Origin of the sequence: Streptomyces sp. YIM 130001 (assembly GCF_003574445.1) — a bacterium.
Taxonomy (GTDB): Bacteria; Actinomycetota; Actinomycetes; order Streptomycetales; family Streptomycetaceae; genus Streptomyces.
Genome location: NZ_KZ984565.1, coordinates 126,285 through 143,991 on the forward strand (window position 1 = coordinate 126,285; position 17,707 = coordinate 143,991).

15 protein-coding genes are annotated in these 17,707 nt (G+C 71.6%); 8 read left to right on the forward strand and 7 right to left on the reverse strand.

The genetic code is table 11. The annotated features are described in order from the left end of the window. Nucleotides 1-15: 15 nt before the first annotated feature. From DSC45_RS28315 to DSC45_RS28325, 3 genes are all read right to left on the reverse strand, one after another. Complete coding sequence (locus tag DSC45_RS28315; protein ID WP_240434888.1) at nt 16-618, reverse strand: flavin reductase family protein; 603 nt, start codon at nt 616-618, stop codon at nt 16-18. A gap of 82 nt (nt 619-700) precedes the next feature. Next, complete coding sequence (locus DSC45_RS28320) at nt 701-1,573, reverse strand: enoyl-CoA hydratase/isomerase family protein (protein ID WP_119294816.1); 873 nt, start codon at nt 1,571-1,573, stop codon at nt 701-703. Nucleotides 1,574-1,673: 100 nt separating this feature from the next. Then, the gene (locus tag DSC45_RS28325) at nt 1,674-3,908 is read right to left on the reverse strand and encodes an acetate--CoA ligase family protein (RefSeq protein ID WP_119294817.1); all 2,235 of its coding nucleotides are present in this window, start codon (nt 3,906-3,908) and stop codon (nt 1,674-1,676) included. 607 nt (nt 3,909-4,515) lie between these two features. On the opposite strand from DSC45_RS28325, the gene DSC45_RS28330 reads away from it, so the two are divergent. The 3 genes from DSC45_RS28330 to DSC45_RS28340 all read left to right on the forward strand — a co-directional run bounded on the left by DSC45_RS28330 (nt 4,516) and on the right by DSC45_RS28340 (nt 8,236). Further along, nucleotides 4,516-5,115 (forward strand): hypothetical protein, encoded by a 600-nt coding sequence (locus DSC45_RS28330; protein ID WP_162929369.1) that lies wholly within the window; start codon nt 4,516-4,518, stop codon nt 5,113-5,115. Nucleotides 5,116-6,119: 1,004 nt separating this feature from the next. Beyond that, on the forward strand, nt 6,120-7,685 hold the full coding sequence (locus tag DSC45_RS28335) for an MFS transporter (protein ID WP_205571454.1): 1,566 nt from the start codon (nt 6,120-6,122) through the stop codon (nt 7,683-7,685). Nucleotides 7,686-7,738: 53 nt separating this feature from the next. Then, nucleotides 7,739-8,236: an FBP domain-containing protein gene (locus DSC45_RS28340; RefSeq protein WP_119294819.1), complete on the forward strand. Its 498-nt coding sequence runs from the start codon at nt 7,739-7,741 to the stop codon at nt 8,234-8,236. A gap of 267 nt (nt 8,237-8,503) precedes the next feature. Here DSC45_RS28340 and DSC45_RS28345 read toward each other — a convergent pair whose 3' ends face one another. Further along, complete coding sequence (locus tag DSC45_RS28345) at nt 8,504-9,676, reverse strand: flavin-containing monooxygenase (RefSeq protein ID WP_119294820.1); 1,173 nt, start codon at nt 9,674-9,676, stop codon at nt 8,504-8,506. A gap of 281 nt (nt 9,677-9,957) precedes the next feature. Between DSC45_RS28345 and DSC45_RS28350 the strand changes: the two genes are divergently transcribed. Continuing rightward, nucleotides 9,958-10,410 carry a DoxX family membrane protein gene (locus DSC45_RS28350; RefSeq protein ID WP_119294821.1) on the forward strand — a complete coding sequence of 151 codons (453 nt, stop codon included), beginning with the start codon at nt 9,958-9,960 and terminating at the stop codon, nt 10,408-10,410. A gap of 20 nt (nt 10,411-10,430) precedes the next feature. Beyond that, nucleotides 10,431-10,862, forward strand: coding sequence for a Zn-ribbon domain-containing OB-fold protein (locus tag DSC45_RS28355; RefSeq protein WP_119294822.1), 432 nt, complete (start codon nt 10,431-10,433; stop codon nt 10,860-10,862). Nucleotides 10,863-10,900: 38 nt separating this feature from the next. Here the strand turns inward: DSC45_RS28355 and DSC45_RS28360 are convergent, their stop codons facing one another. The 3 genes from DSC45_RS28360 to DSC45_RS28370 all read right to left on the reverse strand — a co-directional run bounded on the left by DSC45_RS28360 (nt 10,901) and on the right by DSC45_RS28370 (nt 14,275). Then, nucleotides 10,901-12,370 carry an aldehyde dehydrogenase (NADP(+)) gene (locus DSC45_RS28360; RefSeq protein WP_119294823.1) on the reverse strand — a complete coding sequence of 490 codons (1,470 nt, stop codon included), beginning with the start codon at nt 12,368-12,370 and terminating at the stop codon, nt 10,901-10,903. Nucleotides 12,371-12,600: 230 nt separating this feature from the next. Continuing rightward, complete coding sequence (locus DSC45_RS28365) at nt 12,601-13,293, reverse strand: GntR family transcriptional regulator (protein WP_119294824.1); 693 nt, start codon at nt 13,291-13,293, stop codon at nt 12,601-12,603. Between the two features lie 88 nt (nt 13,294-13,381). Then, nucleotides 13,382-14,275 (reverse strand): dihydrodipicolinate synthase family protein, encoded by an 894-nt coding sequence (locus tag DSC45_RS28370; RefSeq protein WP_119294825.1) that lies wholly within the window; start codon nt 14,273-14,275, stop codon nt 13,382-13,384. Nucleotides 14,276-14,484: 209 nt separating this feature from the next. On the opposite strand from DSC45_RS28370, the gene DSC45_RS28375 reads away from it, so the two are divergent. From DSC45_RS28375 to DSC45_RS28385, 3 genes are read left to right on the forward strand one after another with little or no spacing between them, the layout of a single operon-like run. Then, nucleotides 14,485-15,843 carry an MFS transporter gene (locus DSC45_RS28375; protein ID WP_119294826.1) on the forward strand — a complete coding sequence of 453 codons (1,359 nt, stop codon included), beginning with the start codon at nt 14,485-14,487 and terminating at the stop codon, nt 15,841-15,843. A 43-nt stretch (nt 15,844-15,886) separates the two neighbouring features. Further along, on the forward strand, nt 15,887-16,897 hold the full coding sequence (locus DSC45_RS28380; RefSeq protein WP_119294827.1) for a dihydroxyacetone kinase subunit DhaK: 1,011 nt from the start codon (nt 15,887-15,889) through the stop codon (nt 16,895-16,897). Beyond that, nucleotides 16,894-17,520, forward strand: a complete 627-nt coding sequence (locus DSC45_RS28385; RefSeq protein ID WP_119294828.1) for a DAK2 domain-containing protein — start codon at nt 16,894-16,896, stop codon at nt 17,518-17,520. The genes DSC45_RS28380 and DSC45_RS28385 overlap by 4 nt, the downstream gene beginning before the upstream one ends. The last annotated feature ends 187 nt before the right edge of the window (nt 17,521-17,707 follow it).

Genomic DNA, 17,707 nt, shown 5'->3' on the forward strand with positions numbered 1-17,707 from the left:
CCGTGGGACGCAGGGTCAGGAGAACGTCCCGAACCGTCCCCGGTGGAAGAGGAGTGGGGCGCCGTCCCCCGTCGCGGCGAGGGCGTCGGCGCGGCCGACGACGATCAGGTGGTCGCCGCCCGTGTGTACCGCGTGGACCGTGCAGTCGATCCACGCGCGCGTGCCGGTCAGCCGCGGAGCCCCGGAAACGGGCGCCGCGTCGTACTCGACGCCGGCGAACTTGTCGCCGCCGCTGACCGCGAACGCCTTGCAGAGATCGGCCTGTTCGGCGCCGAGGACGTTCACGCAGAAGGCCCCGGCGGAGGCGATGCGCGGCCAGGTCGTCGACGTACGCGCCACCATGAAGGCGACCAGCGGCGGGTCGAGCGAGAGTGAGCTGAACGACTGGCAGGCGAAGCCCGCCGGGCCGTCCGGGGTGGTGGCGGTGACCACGGTGACGCCGCTCGCGAAGTGGCCCAGTACGGAACGGAATTCGTGAGGGTCGACCGGGCGGCGCTCATCGTCGCCGACCGCTCTGAGGCGCGGGCGGGGCAGGGCCGTCACCGGCTCCGCCGTCGTCGGGGCGCCGACCGACCTGAGGTAACGGACGGCGGTGGCCGCCATCCCTGCGTGTCCCATCACGCCTCCCATTGAAGCTGACGAACCGTCAGATAGGAAGAGAAGGGCGCCGTCGGGACGCTCGGGCCCGTCACCGTCACCGTCACCGTCCCCGGTACGTCGGCGGCCGCCGTTCCACGAAGCTCGCCACGCCCTCGTTCGCGTCCGCCGTGGTCATGTTGATCTCCTGGGCGGCGGCCTCGGCTGCGAAGGCCGTGCTGCGGTCCGACTCGAGCGAGGCGTTGACCAGCTCCTTGGTCAGGGCGATCGCACGCGTGGGGCCCTGCGCCAGGCGTTCCGCCCACTCCCGGGCCGTCTTCTCCAACTCGGCGGCCGCTACCACCCTGTTCACCAGACCGAGGCGTTCCGCATCCGGGGCCGACACCGCGTCGCCGAAGAACATCAGCTCCTTGGCGCGCTGCGGTCCGATCAGCCGCGGCAGCAGATACGCGCCGCCGCCGTCCGGCACCAGGCCCCGGCGTACGAACACCTCGATGAAACGGGCCTGTTCCGCCGCGATCACCAGGTCGCAGGCGAACGCCAGGTGGGCGCCGATGCCCGCCGCCGTGCCGTTGACGGCGGCGATCACCGGCTTCTCGCAGTCCTGCACGGATGCGACGAACCGCTGTGCGCCGCGCTTGATCGTGCGCGCGACGTCGCCCGGGACCCGTGCACCCGACGGTGCCGCCGAGCCGGTCCTGAGGTCCGCGCCCGCGCAGAAACCCTTGCCCGTCGCGGTGATCACGACGGCCCGTACGTCCGGGTCGGCGGAGGCGTCGGCGAGCAGGCCGATGATGCGTTCGCGCTGGTCGAGGGTGACGGCGTTCATGGCTTCGGGGCGGTTGAGGGTGATCCACGAGACGCCGTTGTCAGTGCTGTGGAGTACCAATGAGGAGACGTCGGGGGCAGGTGGCGTGGATGTGGATGTGGGGGCGTCGGACGGGGGATCGGGGGGCGGTGTGGACGTGGGCGGCATGGCGGGGTGGCTCCGTCTCGTACGGGGTGGTGGCGGGTGGTGGTCCCGGCTCAGGGGCGCGTGGCAGGGCCGAGGTGTGGCGTGCCCGGGTGCGGAGGGCTCAGTGGCAGACGGCGAGTGCGTCCAGGGCCACCGCGCCCTGGCCGCGTGGCAGGACCATGAGGGGGTTGATGTCGAGCTCGGCGAGGTTGTCGCCGAGCTCCAGGGCCATCCGCTGGACGCGCAGGACCACCTCGACCAGGGCGTCCACATCGGCGGGCGGCGCACCCCGCACGCCCTGGAGCAGGGCGTGGCCGCGCAGTTCGCGCAGCATCGCCCTGGCCTGGTCCTCGCCGAAGGGCGGCACCCGTACGGCCGCGTCCCGCAGGACCTCGACGAGTACGCCGCCGAGGCCGACGGTGACGGTCGGCCCGAAGAGCGGGTCGGGGGTGACGCCGACGACCATCTCGACGCCCTTCTCGACCATCTGGCAGACCAGCACGCCGTCGAGCTCGACACCCTCGTAGCGGGCGATGTCGGTGAGTTCGCGGTAGGCGTCGCGGACCTGGCTCGCGGAGGTCAACCCGACCTTCACCAGGCCGAGTTCGGTCTTGTGGCCGAGGTGTGCGCCGGAGGCCTTCATGACGACCGGGTAGCCGACCAGACCGGCCGCCCGCACGGCGGCCGCTGCACTGGTCACCAACTGCTCGCGCGGCACCCGGATCCCGTAGGCGCGAAGGAGCTGCTTGGCCGCGTGCTCGCTCAGCTGCCGGCCGGGCCGCATCAGCGACTGCGCCTTGCGGAAGGAGGGCGAGGGTGTGCGGGGTGCGTCGGTGAAGGGCGAGACGTAGTCCCGGGTGAAGCGGTGGTGGTCGAGGTAGGCCCGTACGGCCCCGATGCAGTTGGCGAAGGTGCGGAAGGTGGCGACCCGGGACGAGCCGAGCAGCGTCGTGCGGTAGGCGTCCTCGGTGCCGACGGGCGAGCCCCAGACGACGCACACCAGCTTGTCGGTGCGTTCCGCCGCGTCCACCAGGTCCTGCGCGAGCCGGTCGCTCATGGGTGGGAAGGGGCCGGTGATCGGGCAGATCAGGACGCCCACCTCGGGGTCGTCGAGGATGGAGTCGATGATGCGGCGGCCGCGCCAGTCGCCGACGGGGTGGCCGCCGTTGTCGACGGGGTTGGCGACGTTCAGGTACTCGGGTATCCACTCGTGCAGTGCGCGCTGCCGTTCGTCGGAGAGCGTCGGCAGGTGCAGGCCGGCTTCGGTGGCGAGGTCCGCGAAGTGCGCGCCCGTGCCGCCCGAGATCGAATACACCACGACACCGTCCGCCTGCGGTGTCCGCGCGCGGGCCAACAGGGCGGCGGTGTCCTGGAGTTCGTCCAGACCGTCGACCCGGATCACGCCGAACTGCCGCATGGCCGCGTCCACCACGGTGTCGGCCCCGGTGAGCTTGCCGGTGTGTGAGGCGGCGGTGCGGGCGCCGGTCTCGGTGCGGCCGACCTTCACCGCGACCACCGGTACGCCGCGTCGTGCCGCGTGGTCGGCGGCGAGCAGGAAGGAACGGCCGTCCTTGAGCCCTTCGACGTAACAGGCGATCGCGCCGACCTCGGGCCGGTCCGCGAAGTAGGAGAGGAAGTCGGCGGTCTCCAGGTCGGCTTCGTTGCCGGTCGGCGCCCAGTGGGAGAGGCGGATTCCGAGTTCCTGGAGGGTGAAGACGGGCCGGCCCTGGTGCCCGGACTGGGTGATCAGGGCGATGGCGGGTCCGGTGAGGTCGTCGCGGAAGTTCTCGAAGGCGTTGAGGTTGGTGTTCGGGCCGAGCAGGCGGATGCCGGAGCGTTCCACGGCGGCGGCGAGCCTGGTCTGGGCGAGCGCGCCCTCCTGGCCGGTCTCGGCGAATCCGGAGGCGAAGGCCACGGCGAACTTCACCTTGGCCTCGGCCAGTTCCTCCACCACGGGCAGCGGGTCGGCGACCAGGAGTACGGCGAGGTCGACCTGTTCGGGCAGGTCGGAGACGGAGGGGGAGCAGGGGATTCCGTAGACGCTGGGACGGGTCGGGTGCACGGGGTGCAGCCGGGCTCCGACGCGCTCGGCCCAGGCGATCAGCTGGCGGGTGATGCCGGAGTTGGGGCGGCCCTCGGCGTCCGATGCGCCGATGACGGCGACGGACTGGGGGCGGAAGAAGCGGTCGAGGTCGGGCACGTCGGTGTGCAGCGGTCGTCCGCTCACGTCCAGTGCTGCGCCGGTGCCCGGGGCGGTCGCGGTGCTGTGCACCGCGGGCGCGGAGCGCTCGCCGCAGGCCACGACCTGGGCCGGACGGGGGTCGGTGGTGAGGGTGCCGTGGGTCGATCCAAGCATCGCTGACGCCCGCCTCCTGAGGTAACGGCCTGCAAAGCTGACACACAGTCAGATTACTGAACTGACGCTCCGTCAGGAACAGGCTTGCGGGCAAAGAAACGCGAAGGGTGCGGACTTCCGCGAACGGCGACCGCGAACGGCGACCGCGAACGGCGACCGCGAACGGCGCGAGCTCTGCCGGTGCGGACGTACGCAGGCGCGCGTGGATCCCGACTGATCGGTACCCGGAGTACGTGTCCCCGCAACCCGCCGGCGTGCACCATCGGTGTGCACAGGCCGGGAATTGGCCGAATCACGCGCCGGGTGGCGGCGAGCGGTGCCGGGCGGTGCCGCTCGGCATCGGCTGGGGTGAGGCGGTGGGTGCGGGCCGCCTCGCGGGTGGCGCCGCGCTTCGGTGGGTGGTCACGGGTGAGCCGGTCCGGTCGCGGCCGGCGGGAGGGGGTGCGAGCAGCTCGTGTTGCACAGTTTGTTGACGTGGACCTGACAGCTCACTACGGTCCGGCGGAAATCGATGGCTCATGTCCCCCACGGATCACAGCCGTCGGTGCACCAGCAGGGACACGGCTCCGCGCCGCGCCCTGACCCCACCTGGCAGAAGGAGAGACCCATGGAGCGAACGAAGTCGAGGACCCGCAGCGGCGTCAGACGAGGGGTGGCCGGGCTCGCCGGCGGGCTGCTCGTCCTCGGAAGCCTGTCCGTGCCCGCGTACGCCGGAGTCGCGGAGGGGCCGGATCCGTCGCCGTCCGCCACGGCGTCGGGCCTCGGACACAAGTCCAACGCCGAGCTCCTCGCGGCCTGCGAAGTACCGCCCGAGCACGACCCCGCGATCATCAACACCGTCCACCAGGTCGCCCTCGACCACCAGGTCACCGACAAGGTGATGCTCGCGGCGTTCGAGGCGGGCTGGGTCGAGTCGCACATGCACAACCTCAACTGCGGCGACTCGGACTCGCTCGGTGTCTTCCAGCAGCGGCCGAGCCAGGGCTGGGGCACGCCGGAGCAGATCATGGACCCCGTCTACGCGACGACCAAGTTCCTCGAGCAGGCCATACCCAACGACCAGAAGAACCCGGGTTACACGGCCGGTGAGCTCGCGCAGAGCGTCCAGCGGTCCGCGTACCCGGAGCGGTACGACCAGAGCGAGGCCAAGGCGCGTGAACTGCTCGCCGCTGCCAAGCAGTCGACGAAATCGGATGCGTCCGACTGAGCGGTTGCTACGCGCGTAGTGCGTCGCACGGCAGGTCGTCGTGCCACGCGCGCCGACGGCCGTCGCCGGTGACCGCCTGCCCATGGGCCTCGGCTGCGGCGTAGTGGTGGCAGTAGCGGTGCGCGGCCGGGGCTCCGTCCCGGCCGCGCACTTCGCTCGGAGGCGTACGGGCTCACGCTCACCGCACCCGAACAGATACCGCGCCGGGAGCTCGGAGCCGACCTGGACGAATACGTCCGATGCATTCAGTGATCGAAGGTGGCCGGTGGCCGGTGGCCGGTGGCCGGCGATCGGCGACCGGCTGCTGGCAATCGGCGACCCGCGGCCGCGCGCCCGGGCACCGATCCCGTGCTCGCGCCAGACGTCGAAGCGGGAGGTCGAACCGGGAGGTCGAACCGGGACGTCAGTCCGGGACGTCAACCCCCTGTCGTGTGTGCGGCCCGCCGGAAAAGCCGGTCGCACGGCGGCGTCGATGGGATAACCTGTCCGGGATTTCGGGCGGCAGGTTCCCTGCCGCCCCGCCCGGCGCGCTCGGCGCCGACACGCACCGCGTGCCCTGCCTGGAAGGAGGCGAGAGACATGGACCGTGCCGAATGCGTTGTGGCCATAGTTGTTTCCGGCCGTGTGCCCTCCCTCCTCTGCGGCGCGCGGTAAGTCTTCCCCCGTCTGTTTCTTGTCTTCGGCGTCTTCCTGAGATGCCGCGTCACGAGATGTCCTGGCCTGCTCGCTTCATCGCCGCGCGGGCCGCGGGGGCGCGCGCCCGAAGACGGGCCCTTCTTCTGCTGGTCACCGTGATCTCGGCGCTCTCCGCCGCACGGCCGGCAAGAGCGCCGGCGTGAGTGACACGTAGCTGGTGAGGCAGGCCCCGGGTGCTCTCCGTGGTTCCCGCTGCCCCACCGCCATGCCGTGTCCCCGTGCTGCGTACACCGGCCCGTCGTCACCCCCGCGACCGTCCCAGGCCGGCTGTCTCGACAGCACTTCGACACGAAACGTGTGTGTTCGCCATGAGCAAGCAACGTCCCGGAGGGGAATCCCTCCCGTCCGCCCCTTCCACCGGCATCGCCCCTTCCGCGGCCACCGACCCGACCCGCGAGGTCCCCGCCGCGACTCCGGCACCCGCACCCGCACCCGCACCGGATCCGAAGCGCTGGTGGGCGCTGGCCGTCATCGCCCTCGCCCAGCTGATGGTGATCCTCGACGGCACCATCGTGAACATCGCGCTGCCCTCCGCCCAGGACGCTCTCGGCATGTCGGACGGCGGCCGGCAGTGGGTGATCACCGCTTACACGCTGGCCTTCGGCGGGCTGCTGCTGCTCGGCGGCCGGATCGCCGATCTGGTGGGCCGCAAGCGCACCTTCGTCATCGGCCTGGCCGGGTTCGCCGCGGCCTCCGCGCTTGGCGGCGCGGCGGTCGGTCCCGGGATGCTGTTCGCGGCGCGGGCTCTGCAAGGTGCGTTCGCGGCGGTCCTGGCGCCCTCGGCGCTGTCGCTGCTCACGACGACGTTCACCGAACCCAGGGAGCGGGCCAGGGCGTTCGGGGTCTACGGTGCGCTGGCCGGCGGCGGCAGCGCGGTCGGGCTGATGGTGGGCGGTCTGCTGACCGAGTACCTGAACTGGCGCTGGTCCCTGTACGTCAACGTGCCCATCGCGCTGGCCGCCCTGCTCGGCGCACCGGTCTTCCTGCGCGACCGCTCCGGCCGCCGGGGCGGTCGCCTGGACGTGCCGGGCTTGCTGCTCGGCTGCGGCGGGCTCGTCGCCCTCGTGTACGGCTTCAGCGAGGCCGAACCCCGCGGCTGGACCAGCCCGTCGGTGCTCACGCTGCTCGTGGCCGGCGTGATCCTGCTCGCCGCCTTCGTGTGGTGGCAGAGCCGCGCCGCCAGCCCGCTGCTGCCGCTGCGCATCGTCAAGGACCGTGTCCGGGCCGGAGCGCTCGCGACGATGGGCCTGGCCACCATCGGCATGTTCGGGGTCTTCCTGTTCCTGACGTACTACCTGCAGGTCGTCCTCGGCTATCCGCCGGTGCGGACAGGTCTGGCCTTCGTGCCGATCTCAGCCGGTATCGCCATCGCCGCGGCCCAGGTCGCGCCCCGTCTGCTGCCACGCACGGGGCCGCGCGCCTTGATGTCGTCCGGCATGGTCCTCGCCGCCGTCGGCATGGTGCTGCTCAGCCGCCTGACCGTGCATGCGAGTTACGCCCCGCACGTGCTGCCCGCCCTGCTGCTGCTCGGTCTGGGCATGGGCCTGACCTTCATGCCGGTCTACGCGACCGCCACCGCGCGCGTGCCCGCGCAGGACGCCGGTGTGGCCTCGGCCGTCCTCAACACCGTTCAGCAGATGGGCGCTTCGCTGGGCACCGTACTGCTCAACACCATCGCCACCGGCGCCACCAGCCGTTACGTCCAGTCGGACGATCCGGCCAACGGCCGCGCGACCCTCGACGAAGGCATGGTGCACGGCTTCTCCGTCGCCTACTGGTGCTCGGCGGGCGTCCTGCTGCTCGCCGCCCTGGTCGCGGGCCTCACCGTACGGCCCAAGACGCCGAAGCCCGCCGGAGACGACGCACCGGCCTGACGAGCCGGGTTCGTGACCCGCCACCGTCCGCCTCACCCCTCGAAGGACCTGCCATGAAACCCCTGACCGAGCACGACATCCGTAGCTCGTTCGTCAACTGCTCGAAGGGCGAGGCCGAACGCCTCCCCGTGCCCAAGAACCTGGCGGACCTGGACCACTGGGACGACCTGGACTTCCTGGGCTGGTTCGATCTGTCCGCGCCCGATCGCAAGTATCTGGTCGTCGAACGAGCCGATGAACTCGTCGGCCTGTCCCTGCGCGCTGCTTCCAGCAGCCGAGGATTCCTGCGCCGCAGCCTGTGCTCGCTGTGCCTGACCACGCATCCCGGCAGCGGCGTAGCCCTCATGACCGCACCCAAGGCAGGCCAGGCCGGCCGCAAGGGCAACTCGGTAGGCCTCTACATCTGCGCAGACCTGGACTGCTCGTTGTACGTACGGGGCAGGAAGAAGGCGGCACCGGGCGGGCGCATGGAGGAGTACCTCACGGTCGAGCAGCAGACCGAGCGCCTGTGCGGCAACCTCGACGCGTTCGTGGAGCGGGTCTTCCACTGAGACCGACAGGGGCTCGACGACCGTCGTCGCCGAGCCCCTGTCCACTGCTTGCACGGCGGTCTCCTCGCGGCTCCTGAGGTCTCACGCGCCGGGCCGCGGTGGGCGTTTGAAGCAGGCAGCGTGCCCTTGGTGCCCTTGATCGTCTGGTGCTCTTGACGGCCTGGATGTATTGGTCACGGCCATCGGCAATTCTCGTGATCAATACATCCAGGCGCTGCCGGCGAAACGCGACGCCGAACCGACCCACGAGCCGGTCGCTGCCTGCCCTCAGTTCCGGGCCTTCGACGCGGCCCCCCGCGCGATGCGCTTGGCGATGCGCTCCGCGTCGATCGCCAACTCGCGGAGCATGCCGCTGATCGGATTGGTGAAGCCCGTGAAGTAGAGGCCCGGCGCCTTGTGCGGGCTGCGCGGGCCGTGCGTGACGGGCCGGCCGCGGGCGTCGAGTACTCCGAGATCGCCGATCAGGTTTTCCAGGGCGCGGTGGTAGCCGGTCGCGGCGATGACCGTGTCCGGCTCGATGCGCGACCCGTCGGCGAGGACGACCGACGCATCGTCGAACTCCTCGACGGCGGCGACCGGTTCGACCTTCCCGGACTGCACGGCCGCGATCAGGCCGACGTCCTGCACCGGGATGGCACCTTCCCTGACCCGGGTGTACAGGCCGGTGTCGGGCCGCGGCAGGCCCTGCTCGGAGAGGTCGGGCACGCTGAGCCGGGCGACGCGCGGCGCGATCCGGTCGACGAGACCCACCGGGAGGCGCCGGCACAGGACGCCGGTGAGCTGTGCGGGCCAGCCGGCCGTGGAACGCCGCACGATGTGCGGGGCGGTGCGCACCGCGAGCCGTACACGCGCGGCTCCGCCCTCCACCAGATCGACGGCGATCTCGGCCCCGGTGTTGCCGACACCCACGACGAGGACGTCACGGCCGGCGTACGGGGCGGGGTTGCGGTAGTCGCCCGCGTGCAGCAGTTCGCCGGTGTACGTGTGGCGGCCGGGCCAGTCGGGGATCCGCGGGGTGTGGTTGAAGCCGGTGGCCACCACGACCTCGGAGGCGGTGAGTTCGCGTCCTCCGGTGGCGTGCAGGATCCAGCCCTGGCCGTCCGCCGCGCGAACGACCCGGGAGACCTCGACGCCTGTGACGATCTCCAGTTCGTGGTACTCCGCGTACTTCTCCAGGTACCGCACCACATCGTCCCGGGACGCCCAGCGGCCGAAGGAACGCGGCATGGCCAGGCCCGGCAGGCCGGACATGCGGCGGGTGGTGTGCAGATGGAGGCGGTCGTAGTGCCGGCGCCAGGAGGCGCCCACGGAACCGGACTTCTCCAGGACCACAGCGCGCACCCCGTGGGCGCGCAGCGCGGCGGCCACCGCCAGGCCGCCCGGGCCGCCCCCGATGATGTGCACGGGGTGGTCCTGGTGGAGCTGCGGTATGTCGTTCATGTGCGGGAGCGTACTGACCAGCGGCGTTGATGTGGCCGGGTCAACGGTGAAACCGATTGCGAATTGATCACGGCGATTCCGCTTGTCCGGGCGGAGGTGCCGGGCGGAAGCGCCGGGCGGAGGCGCTGCGCGGCAGTGCCGGGCCGGTGACGGGCGTACGGGACGAAGGGCTGCGCCGAGACCCTTGCGCTCCGCGGCCCTCATCCGCTCCACTGTCTCTGACCGTTGTCTGACGTACCGTCAGATATCGCGTACCGCCGACCTCCACGAGGAGACAGGGCATGCAGACGATCTGGCTCAGCGGCGCGGAGTGGCTGGCCGTGCTGCGCATCGGCCTCGGCCTCTGGTGGCTGGAGAGCTGGCGACACAAGGACCGCAAGGCCTGGTTCGAGCGCGGTACGGGCATCGCCTGGGCCGCCGACGTGGCCGGCAAGCACCGGTGGCCGTTCGTCACCCGCGGCTTCCGGGCGGTCGTCGAACCGCACCCCAAAGCCATGGCGTACCTCGTCGTGTACGCCGAACTCGCCCTGGGCCTCGGCCTGGTACTCGGCCTCCTGACCCCGGTCGCCCTGGTCGGCGGCCTGCTCCTGAACCTCCTCTACCTCGTCCTGATGATCCACGACTGGGCCGAGCAGGGGCAGAACTCGATGATGGCCCTGATCTCCCTGGTCGCACTCCTCGGCATGTCCTGGCAGACCTGGTCCCTCGACGACGCGATCGGCCTCTTCCAGTGACGACGACAGGAACCCACCCCGTGTCCGCGACCGAGCCGTCCGCACCCCGACCCCCACGCCACGACCTCCCGGAGCCCGACGCCTTCACCCGTGCCTACTGGGACGCCGCCACCGAGGGCCGGCTGCTGCTTCGCCGGTGCCGCGCCTGCGACCGCGCGCACCACTACCCGCGCGAGTTCTGCCCGCACTGCTGGAGCGACGAGGTCGACTGGGAGCCGGCCTCGGGCCGCGCGACGCTCTACACCTGGTCCACGGTCCACCGCAACGACCTGCCCCCCTTCGCCGCCCGCACGCCGTACGTCGCCGCGGTCGTCGACCTCGCCGAGGGCCCCCGCATGATGACGGAGATCGTCGAGGTCCCGGCGACCGCCCTCCGCACCGGCATGGCCCTGACGCTCACGTTCCGCCACGAGGAGTCCTTCGCGATCCCGGTGTTCCGGCCGGCGGCATGACCGGACAGCGGCGGACAGTGGCGGACAGTGACGGCGAACTACTGCGGTGGGTCCTGGAGTTCGGCGGGAAGTACGGTGCCCGGCACGTTCTGGAAGGCGACCGGCCGCTGGAAACGTCGGACGGCCGCGGTGCCGACCGAAGTGGTGGTCGGGGCGGTCGAGGACGGCCACGGACCGCCGTGCTGCTGGGCGTCACTCACGGTGACGCCGGTGGGCCACTGGTTCCAGACGACCCGGCCGACGCGCTCCGCGAGTACGTCGAGCAGCCGGATGCCGTCGGTGTCCGCGTCCTCCCCGTCGGAGGCCTGCACGGTGCCGGTGAGACTGCCGGGATAGGCCCCGAGCACTGCGGCCGCCTCGTCCACCGAGCCGTACTCGACGACGAGAGAGGCCGGACCGAAGATTTCTGTGGTGATCAGTGAGGGGTCGGCGAGCACGGCCGTCGCGGAGGTGCGCAACAGGACCACATCGGGGTTGCCGTCAGCGCCGGGCAACCGGGTCGCGGTGGTGACGCCGGGGCGTTGCGACAGCTCGTCGAGTGCCGCGCGATAGCCCTGCTCGATACGGGAGTTGAGCATCGGTCCGGCGCTCGCGTCGGGGACGGCCGCCAGGAACTGCGTTGCGTCGGGTACGAGGACGACGCCGGGCTGGGTGCAGAACTGACCGGAGCCGAGCGCGTACGACCCGGCGAAGCCGTCCGCGATCTCGGGGCCGCGCTCCGCCCAGCCCGCGGGGGTCACGAACACTGGGTTGGTGGCGCCCAGTTCGCCGTAGAACGGGATCGGGTCGGGTCGCGAGACGGCCAGGTCGAAGAGCGCGCGGCCGCCGTGGGTGGAGCCGGTGAAGCCGACGGCCTTGATCCGCGGATCGCGGACGGCGTCCGCGCCCGCCTGTTCGCCCTCGATGAGCCCGAAGAGCCCTGCGGGTGCACCGACTTCGTCCAGCGCGGTGCGTACGGTGCGGGCGGTGAGCCGGGACAGTCCGGGGTGCCCGGGATGCGCCTTGACGACGACCGGGCAGCCTGCGGCGAGCGCGCTGACCGTGTCTCCGCCGGCCACGCTGAAGGCGAACGGGAAGTTGCCGGCGGCGAACACCAGGACAGGCCCGATCGGCACCTGGGTGCGGCGCAGATCCGGTCGGGCGCCCATCGGCCAGTCCGGGGCGGCCGGGTCCACCCGCACGTCGGTCAGCGCACCCGACGCGAGCCGGTCGGCGAAGAGCCGGGCCTGGAAGCTGGTGCGGGCGAGTTCGCCGGTCAGTCGTGCCTGGGGGAGTCGGGACTCGCGGCGGGCGAGCGGCACCAGGGCGTCGGCGGCGGCGTCGAGCGCGTCGGCGGTCGCGCGCAGCCACTGGGCCCGGTCGGCCGGGGACGAGTGACGCGCGGGTCGCGCGGCGGCGTGAGCTGCGGCCAGGACGTCCTCGGCCGGCGGGTCTTCGGGCAGGTCCGCTCCGGGACGGGCGCCGGTGGTGTGGGTGTCGGTGTCGGCGTGGTCGGGCTCTGTGGGCATGGTGGAACTCCGTTTCCGACGGCTTCCTGCGGGGGTGATGAGGTGCGGGGTACACGGGCGGACGCGCGCCGTGTCCGCGAACGGCGGGGGGGGGATTGGGTCAACCCGCGTACAGGAACGGGTAGTTCAGGCGCGGCGAAGGCGCGCCTGAAGGCCTGGCGCGAGAGTGGGAGGCAGCGGGGCGCGGGTACGCCAGGGGCGTCCCCTCCGCCCCCCGTCGGCGTTCCGGTTCAGGTGACGATGGCGTGGGACGCCATGTCCTCGAGGGTCCATTCCTCGACCTCGACAAGGTGTGTCTCGGCCGCTGCCCGTGCCGCGTTCACGTCGCGGGCAGCCATCGCGTCGAGGATCTCGAGGTGGCGGCGGGTGGATCCGGCCAGCCGGTGCCGGCCTGTCGCGCCGAGCACCCGCAGCCAGTAGACGAACGGTTCGACGGACTCGCGGGCGGAGACCAGCCGGCTGTTGCCGGTGACGGCGACGATCTCGCGGTGGATGCGGGTGTCGCTGAGGAAGAACGGCTCGTAGTCGCCCTTCTCGGCGGACTCGAGCGCCGCGACCGCCTCGGCGCGCAGATCGGCGATCTGGTTCGACGGCATCTTCTCGGCGGCGACGCCGGTGGCGAGCCATTCGAGGCCCTTGCGGACCTGGCACACCTCGTGGACGTCCTGCCTGCTCGGCCGGGTGACGAAGGTGCCCGACCGCGGCCGCGTCTCGATCAGCCGGTCGTGCTCGAGCCGGGAGAGGGTGTCGCGCACCGGGGTGCGCGACACGCCGAACTCCTTGGCGATGGCCTGCGGATCGAGCCGGGAGCCGGGGGCGTAGCCGCCCGTCGTGATGCGCTCGCAGAGGATCCGGTAGAGCTGTTCGGCGATGGACTCGACCACGAGGGACTGGCCGTGACGTACGCCGGCCGGTGAGGTCATGACGCTTCTCTCCTCTGGTTCCCTCGGGGACTTCCACCGTCCCGCGAGGGCTACTGCTTCTGCTTCGTCGTGCCTGCCCGCGAGGACTTCAGGTCCGGTCGATCAGATTAGCCTTCCTCAGCGCGGCGCGGATCCTCTCCCGCTCGGCCTCCGTGGCGGGGGCGAAGGGCCGCCGGGGCAGGCCGGGCGAACGGCCGAGCAGTTCGAGGGCCGCCTTGAGCGTGGCCGGCAGGTTGGGTGCGTCGATCGCGCGCCACACCGTCAGGATGCGTTCGTGCAGCTCCAGCGCCTTGGTGTGATCGCCCGCCTTGACCGCGTCCCAGAGCTCGACGCTGAGCCGGGGGGTGACGGTCGGGATGGCGGCGAGGGCTCCGTGCGCGCCCATCACGAAGGCCGGGTAGTGCAGGTCGTCGAGTGCGGCGAGGATCGTGAACCGGTCGCGCACGCGGTGCAGCAGATCGGCGAGCAGGTGGATGTCGCCACCGGACTGCTTGACCGCGACGACCTGGGGGACCTCGCGGAGCATCTCGATCGTCCCGACAGGGACCAGCGCCCACGGGACCACGTTGTAGAGCACGATCGGCAGGTCGGTGGCCTCGCCGATCTCGCGGTAGTGGGCGACGGTCTCCTCGGGGGACGGCGCGAAGACGTAGTGCACCGGCGTGACCTGGAGAGCGTCGACGCCGGCTTCCTTGAGGGCGATCGAGTAGCGCTTGGCCTGGGCGGTGGAGTTCTGGATGACCCCGCCGATGACCGGCACCCGGCCGGCGACCTCGTCCACGACGACCTCGCAGATGGCGACGCTCTCCTCGAGGGAGAGGGTGTGGCCCTCGCCGGTGCTTCCGCAGGCGCAGATCGCGGTGATGCCCTGGTCGAGGAGGTACTTGACCTCGCCGCGCAGCAGGTCGAGGTCGACGGCGTCGTTCTCGTCGAAGGGAGTGACGACCGTCGAGATCATGCCCTCGAGCTGGATCTCCTTCATCGGATTCCTCCTCCGGGCAGCCGCCGCGGATTGGGCGATTGCCGGTATTGCCGCACCCAGGATGCGGATGTAATGTCTGATGCATCAGATGCTAGCACGGGCTTCCCCGACCGGGCAGGACGACAGCCCCGGACTGCAGCCCTCCTCCGCAGACGCCGGACCTTGTCCGCCGCACCGTCTGCCAGAGCCGCCACCGCAATGGAGCGAGCATGTCCAGTACCGCCAACGATCAGGCAGCATCGCAACGGTCGCTGCGCAAGGTCGTCACGGCCAGCGCTCTCGGCACGACCGTCGAGTACTACGACTTCACGTTGTACGCGACCACGGCCGCCCTCGTGTTCGACAAGATCTTCTTCCCCGACGCCTCACCGCTGATCGGTACCCTCGCCGCCTTCGCCACCTACTTCGTCGGCTACGCGGCCCGGCCGCTCGGCGGCATCATCTTCGGTCACTTCGGAGACCGACTCGGCCGGAAGAACGTCCTGATCATCACCATGCTGATGATGGGCATCGGCACCTTCGCCATCGGCCTGCTCCCCAGCTACGACTCCATCGGCATCGCCGCCCCGATCCTGCTCGTCCTGATCCGCCTGATCCAGGGACTCGGCATGGGCGGTGAGTACGGCGGCGGACTGCTGATGGCCCTCGAGTACAGCCCGCGCGAGAGGCAGGGATTCTTCACCTCCCTGGTGCACATCGGCACCCCGGCCGGTGTGCTCATCCCGGTCGGACTCGTCACCGTGCTCGACAGCACGCTGCCCGCCGGTGCCTACGACGACTGGGCGTGGCGGCTGCCGTTCCTCGCCAGCATCCTGCTGGTCGGCGTCGGCATCTGGATGCGTCTGAACGTCACCGAGAGCCCCGAGTTCGTGAAGATGCGCGCCGAACGCGAGGTGCAGAGCCTGCCCGTGCGCGAGGTGATCACCCGCAAGCCCGTCACGGTGGTCATGTCCATCCTGGCGAAGGTCGCCGAGAGCGGACTGTTCAACATCTACTACGTCGTCGCGATCACCTACGTGACCGCCGAACTCGACCTGGACAAGGGACCGGTACTGCTCGCCGTGCTCATCGCCTGCGCGGTCGAATGCGGAACGCTGCCGTACTTCGGCGCCCTGTCCGACCGCATCGGCCGACGCAAGGTCTACGTGGCCGGCGCGCTCTTCCAGGCCGTGCTCGCCGTCCCGTTCTTCCTGCTCATGGAGACCGGGAACTTCTGGGCGTACACCCTCGGCATGACGCTCGGCCTCGGTGTCGGGCACGCGATGATGTACGGCGCCCAGGGCGCTCTGTTCGCCAACCTCTACCCGGTCAACGTCCGGTACACGGGACTGTCCGTCACCCAGCAGATCGGCGCGACCCTCGGCGGCGGACTCTCCCCGCTCATCGGCACCGCGCTCCTCACCGTCGGCGACGGCCACTGGGCCTGGCTCATCGTCTACTGCGTCGGTGTGGCCCTGATCTCCAGCGCCGCCGCCTCCCGGCTGCGCGCCGGTGAGGCCCCCGAACACGGCGGGGAACTGCCGGGCACCACCGTGGACAAGGCCGACGCGACGGCCACCCCCCGATGAGCCTGCCCCTCCTCCCGGACGACGACGAAACGGCTGATGCCCGATGAACCAACTCTTCCTTCCGGCCGCCGAACCGGTCGACATCGCACTGCGCGGTTTCGCCCGCGCCCACCCCGGCCTCGTCACCCTGCACGAGGACCCGCTCCACGTCACGGCCGTCCACCGCCATCCGGACCGGCGGGTGGGCCTGGTGTCCGGCGGCGGATCCGGCCACGAACCGCTGCACGCGGGGTTCGTCGGGCGCGGCATGCTGGACGCCGCCGCACCCGGCCGGATCTTCGCCTCCCCGCACAACCGGCAGGTGTACGAGGCCAGTCGGCACGCGGCCGGCCCGGACGGTGTGCTGCACGTGGTGAAGAACTACACCGGCGACCGCATCAACTTCGGCATCGCCGCGGAGCGGCTGCGTGCCGACGGCATCCCGGTGCGCCGCGTCCTCGTCGACGACGACCTCGCCACCGAGAGCGACGAGACGGCGACCGGCCGGCGGGGCACCGGCGCCACAGCCGTCGTCGAGAAACTCCTCGGTGGCGCTGCCGACTCGGGCCTCGGAATCGATGAACTCGCCGCTCTGGGCGCGGAGTTCGTGGCCGCATCGCGCAGTGTGGCGGTTGCCGGGCGAGCCCAGACCTCGCCCGCGCGGGGCGGCACCGCCTTCGAACTCGCCCCGGGCGACGTGGAGTACGGCGTCGGCATTCACGGGGAGAGGGCCCAGGTCACGGTGCCCAGGCCCTCGTTCGACGATCTCGTCGAGCGGATGACCGGGCAGGTGCTCGACGCGCTGCCCGCCACCAACGACGACGGCGTGATCCTCTTCGTCAACGGCCTGGGCGCCACCACGCTTCTCGAGCTGTACGCCGTGCACGAGACGGTGGCCGGGCTGCTCGACAAGCGTGGTGCGACCGTCGCGGGCCGGCTGGTCGGCAGTTACGTACCCGCCCTGGACATGAGTGGCTTCTCCGTCACCGTGACGGCGCTCAGGCCCGGCTGGCTCACCTGGTGGGACGCGCCCTCCCACACCCCCGCCTTCCCGCGTCAGGAGCTGCCCCGATGACCGTCGACCAGACCGCCGTACTCACCACCTACGCCCGGGCGGCCCGCGCCGCGCACCCGGCGCTCACCGCCCTCGACCAGCTCTCCGGCGACGGGGACTTCGGCGACAACCTGTGCGAGGGCCTCGACTGGGCCGTCGCGGCGGTCGAGGCACGCCCGGTCGAGCCCGCGACGGCCGTAGCCGCCGCGGTCTTCCTCGATCGGGTCGGCGGCACGAGCGGCCCGCTCATCGGACTGCTCTTCCAGGAACTCACCCGCGCCCTCTCCGCGGCCGAGGACGACTGGGCAGGCGGTGTACGGGAAGGGCTCGCCGCCGTCCAGCGGGTGGGCGAGGCCGAGCCGGGCGACCGCACCATGGTCGACGCCCTGGTCCCGGCCCGGGACGCGCTCGCCGCGGGACGTTCCTACGCGGACGTGGCGGAGGCCGCGATCGCCGGGGCGGTCGGCACCGCGGCGATCCGGGCGCGGCGGGGGCGGGCGGCGTATGTGGGCGAACGGGCTGTGGGCGCACCCGACCCCGGAGCGATGGGCCTGGCCCTGTTCTTCTGGTCTCTGGCCGTCGTGGCCGAGCCGGACGCGGGACTGCCCGCGCCCGAGGAGGTCGTACCGATGCCGGGGGAGTGAGGGCCGCCCGGGCCGACGGCGGGCGACGTGCCTTCGCCGTCCCGCCGTCCCGCCGTCCCGCCGAGCCGCCGAGCCGCCGAGCCGCCGAGCCGTCGTCCCGCCGAGCCGCCGAGCCGTCGTCCCGCCGAGCCGCCGAGCCGTCGTCCCGCCGAGCCGTCGTCCCGCCGAGCCGTCGTCCCGCCGAGCC

What these genes read in the sequence shown, in the direction of transcription:
- DSC45_RS28315 (WP_240434888.1), bottom strand. Translation starts at nt 618, where the DNA reads ATGGGACACGCAGGGATGGCGGCCACCGCCGTCCGTTACCTCAGGTCG.
- DSC45_RS28320 (WP_119294816.1), bottom strand. Translation starts at nt 1,573, where the DNA reads ATGCCGCCCACGTCCACACCGCCCCCCGATCCCCCGTCCGACGCCCCC.
- DSC45_RS28325 (WP_119294817.1), bottom strand. Translation starts at nt 3,908, where the DNA reads ATGCTTGGATCGACCCACGGCACCCTCACCACCGACCCCCGTCCGGCC.
- DSC45_RS28330 (WP_162929369.1), top strand. Translation starts at nt 4,516, where the DNA reads ATGGAGCGAACGAAGTCGAGGACCCGCAGCGGCGTCAGACGAGGGGTG.
- DSC45_RS28335 (WP_205571454.1), top strand. Translation starts at nt 6,120, where the DNA reads ATGAGCAAGCAACGTCCCGGAGGGGAATCCCTCCCGTCCGCCCCTTCC.
- DSC45_RS28340 (WP_119294819.1), top strand. Translation starts at nt 7,739, where the DNA reads ATGAAACCCCTGACCGAGCACGACATCCGTAGCTCGTTCGTCAACTGC.
- DSC45_RS28345 (WP_119294820.1), bottom strand. Translation starts at nt 9,676, where the DNA reads ATGAACGACATACCGCAGCTCCACCAGGACCACCCCGTGCACATCATC.
- DSC45_RS28350 (WP_119294821.1), top strand. Translation starts at nt 9,958, where the DNA reads ATGCAGACGATCTGGCTCAGCGGCGCGGAGTGGCTGGCCGTGCTGCGC.
- DSC45_RS28360 (WP_119294823.1), bottom strand. Translation starts at nt 12,370, where the DNA reads ATGCCCACAGAGCCCGACCACGCCGACACCGACACCCACACCACCGGC.
- DSC45_RS28365 (WP_119294824.1), bottom strand. Translation starts at nt 13,293, where the DNA reads ATGACCTCACCGGCCGGCGTACGTCACGGCCAGTCCCTCGTGGTCGAG.
- DSC45_RS28370 (WP_119294825.1), bottom strand. Translation starts at nt 14,275, where the DNA reads ATGAAGGAGATCCAGCTCGAGGGCATGATCTCGACGGTCGTCACTCCC.
- DSC45_RS28375 (WP_119294826.1), top strand. Translation starts at nt 14,485, where the DNA reads ATGTCCAGTACCGCCAACGATCAGGCAGCATCGCAACGGTCGCTGCGC.
- DSC45_RS28380 (WP_119294827.1), top strand. Translation starts at nt 15,887, where the DNA reads ATGAACCAACTCTTCCTTCCGGCCGCCGAACCGGTCGACATCGCACTG.
- DSC45_RS28385 (WP_119294828.1), top strand. Translation starts at nt 16,894, where the DNA reads ATGACCGTCGACCAGACCGCCGTACTCACCACCTACGCCCGGGCGGCC.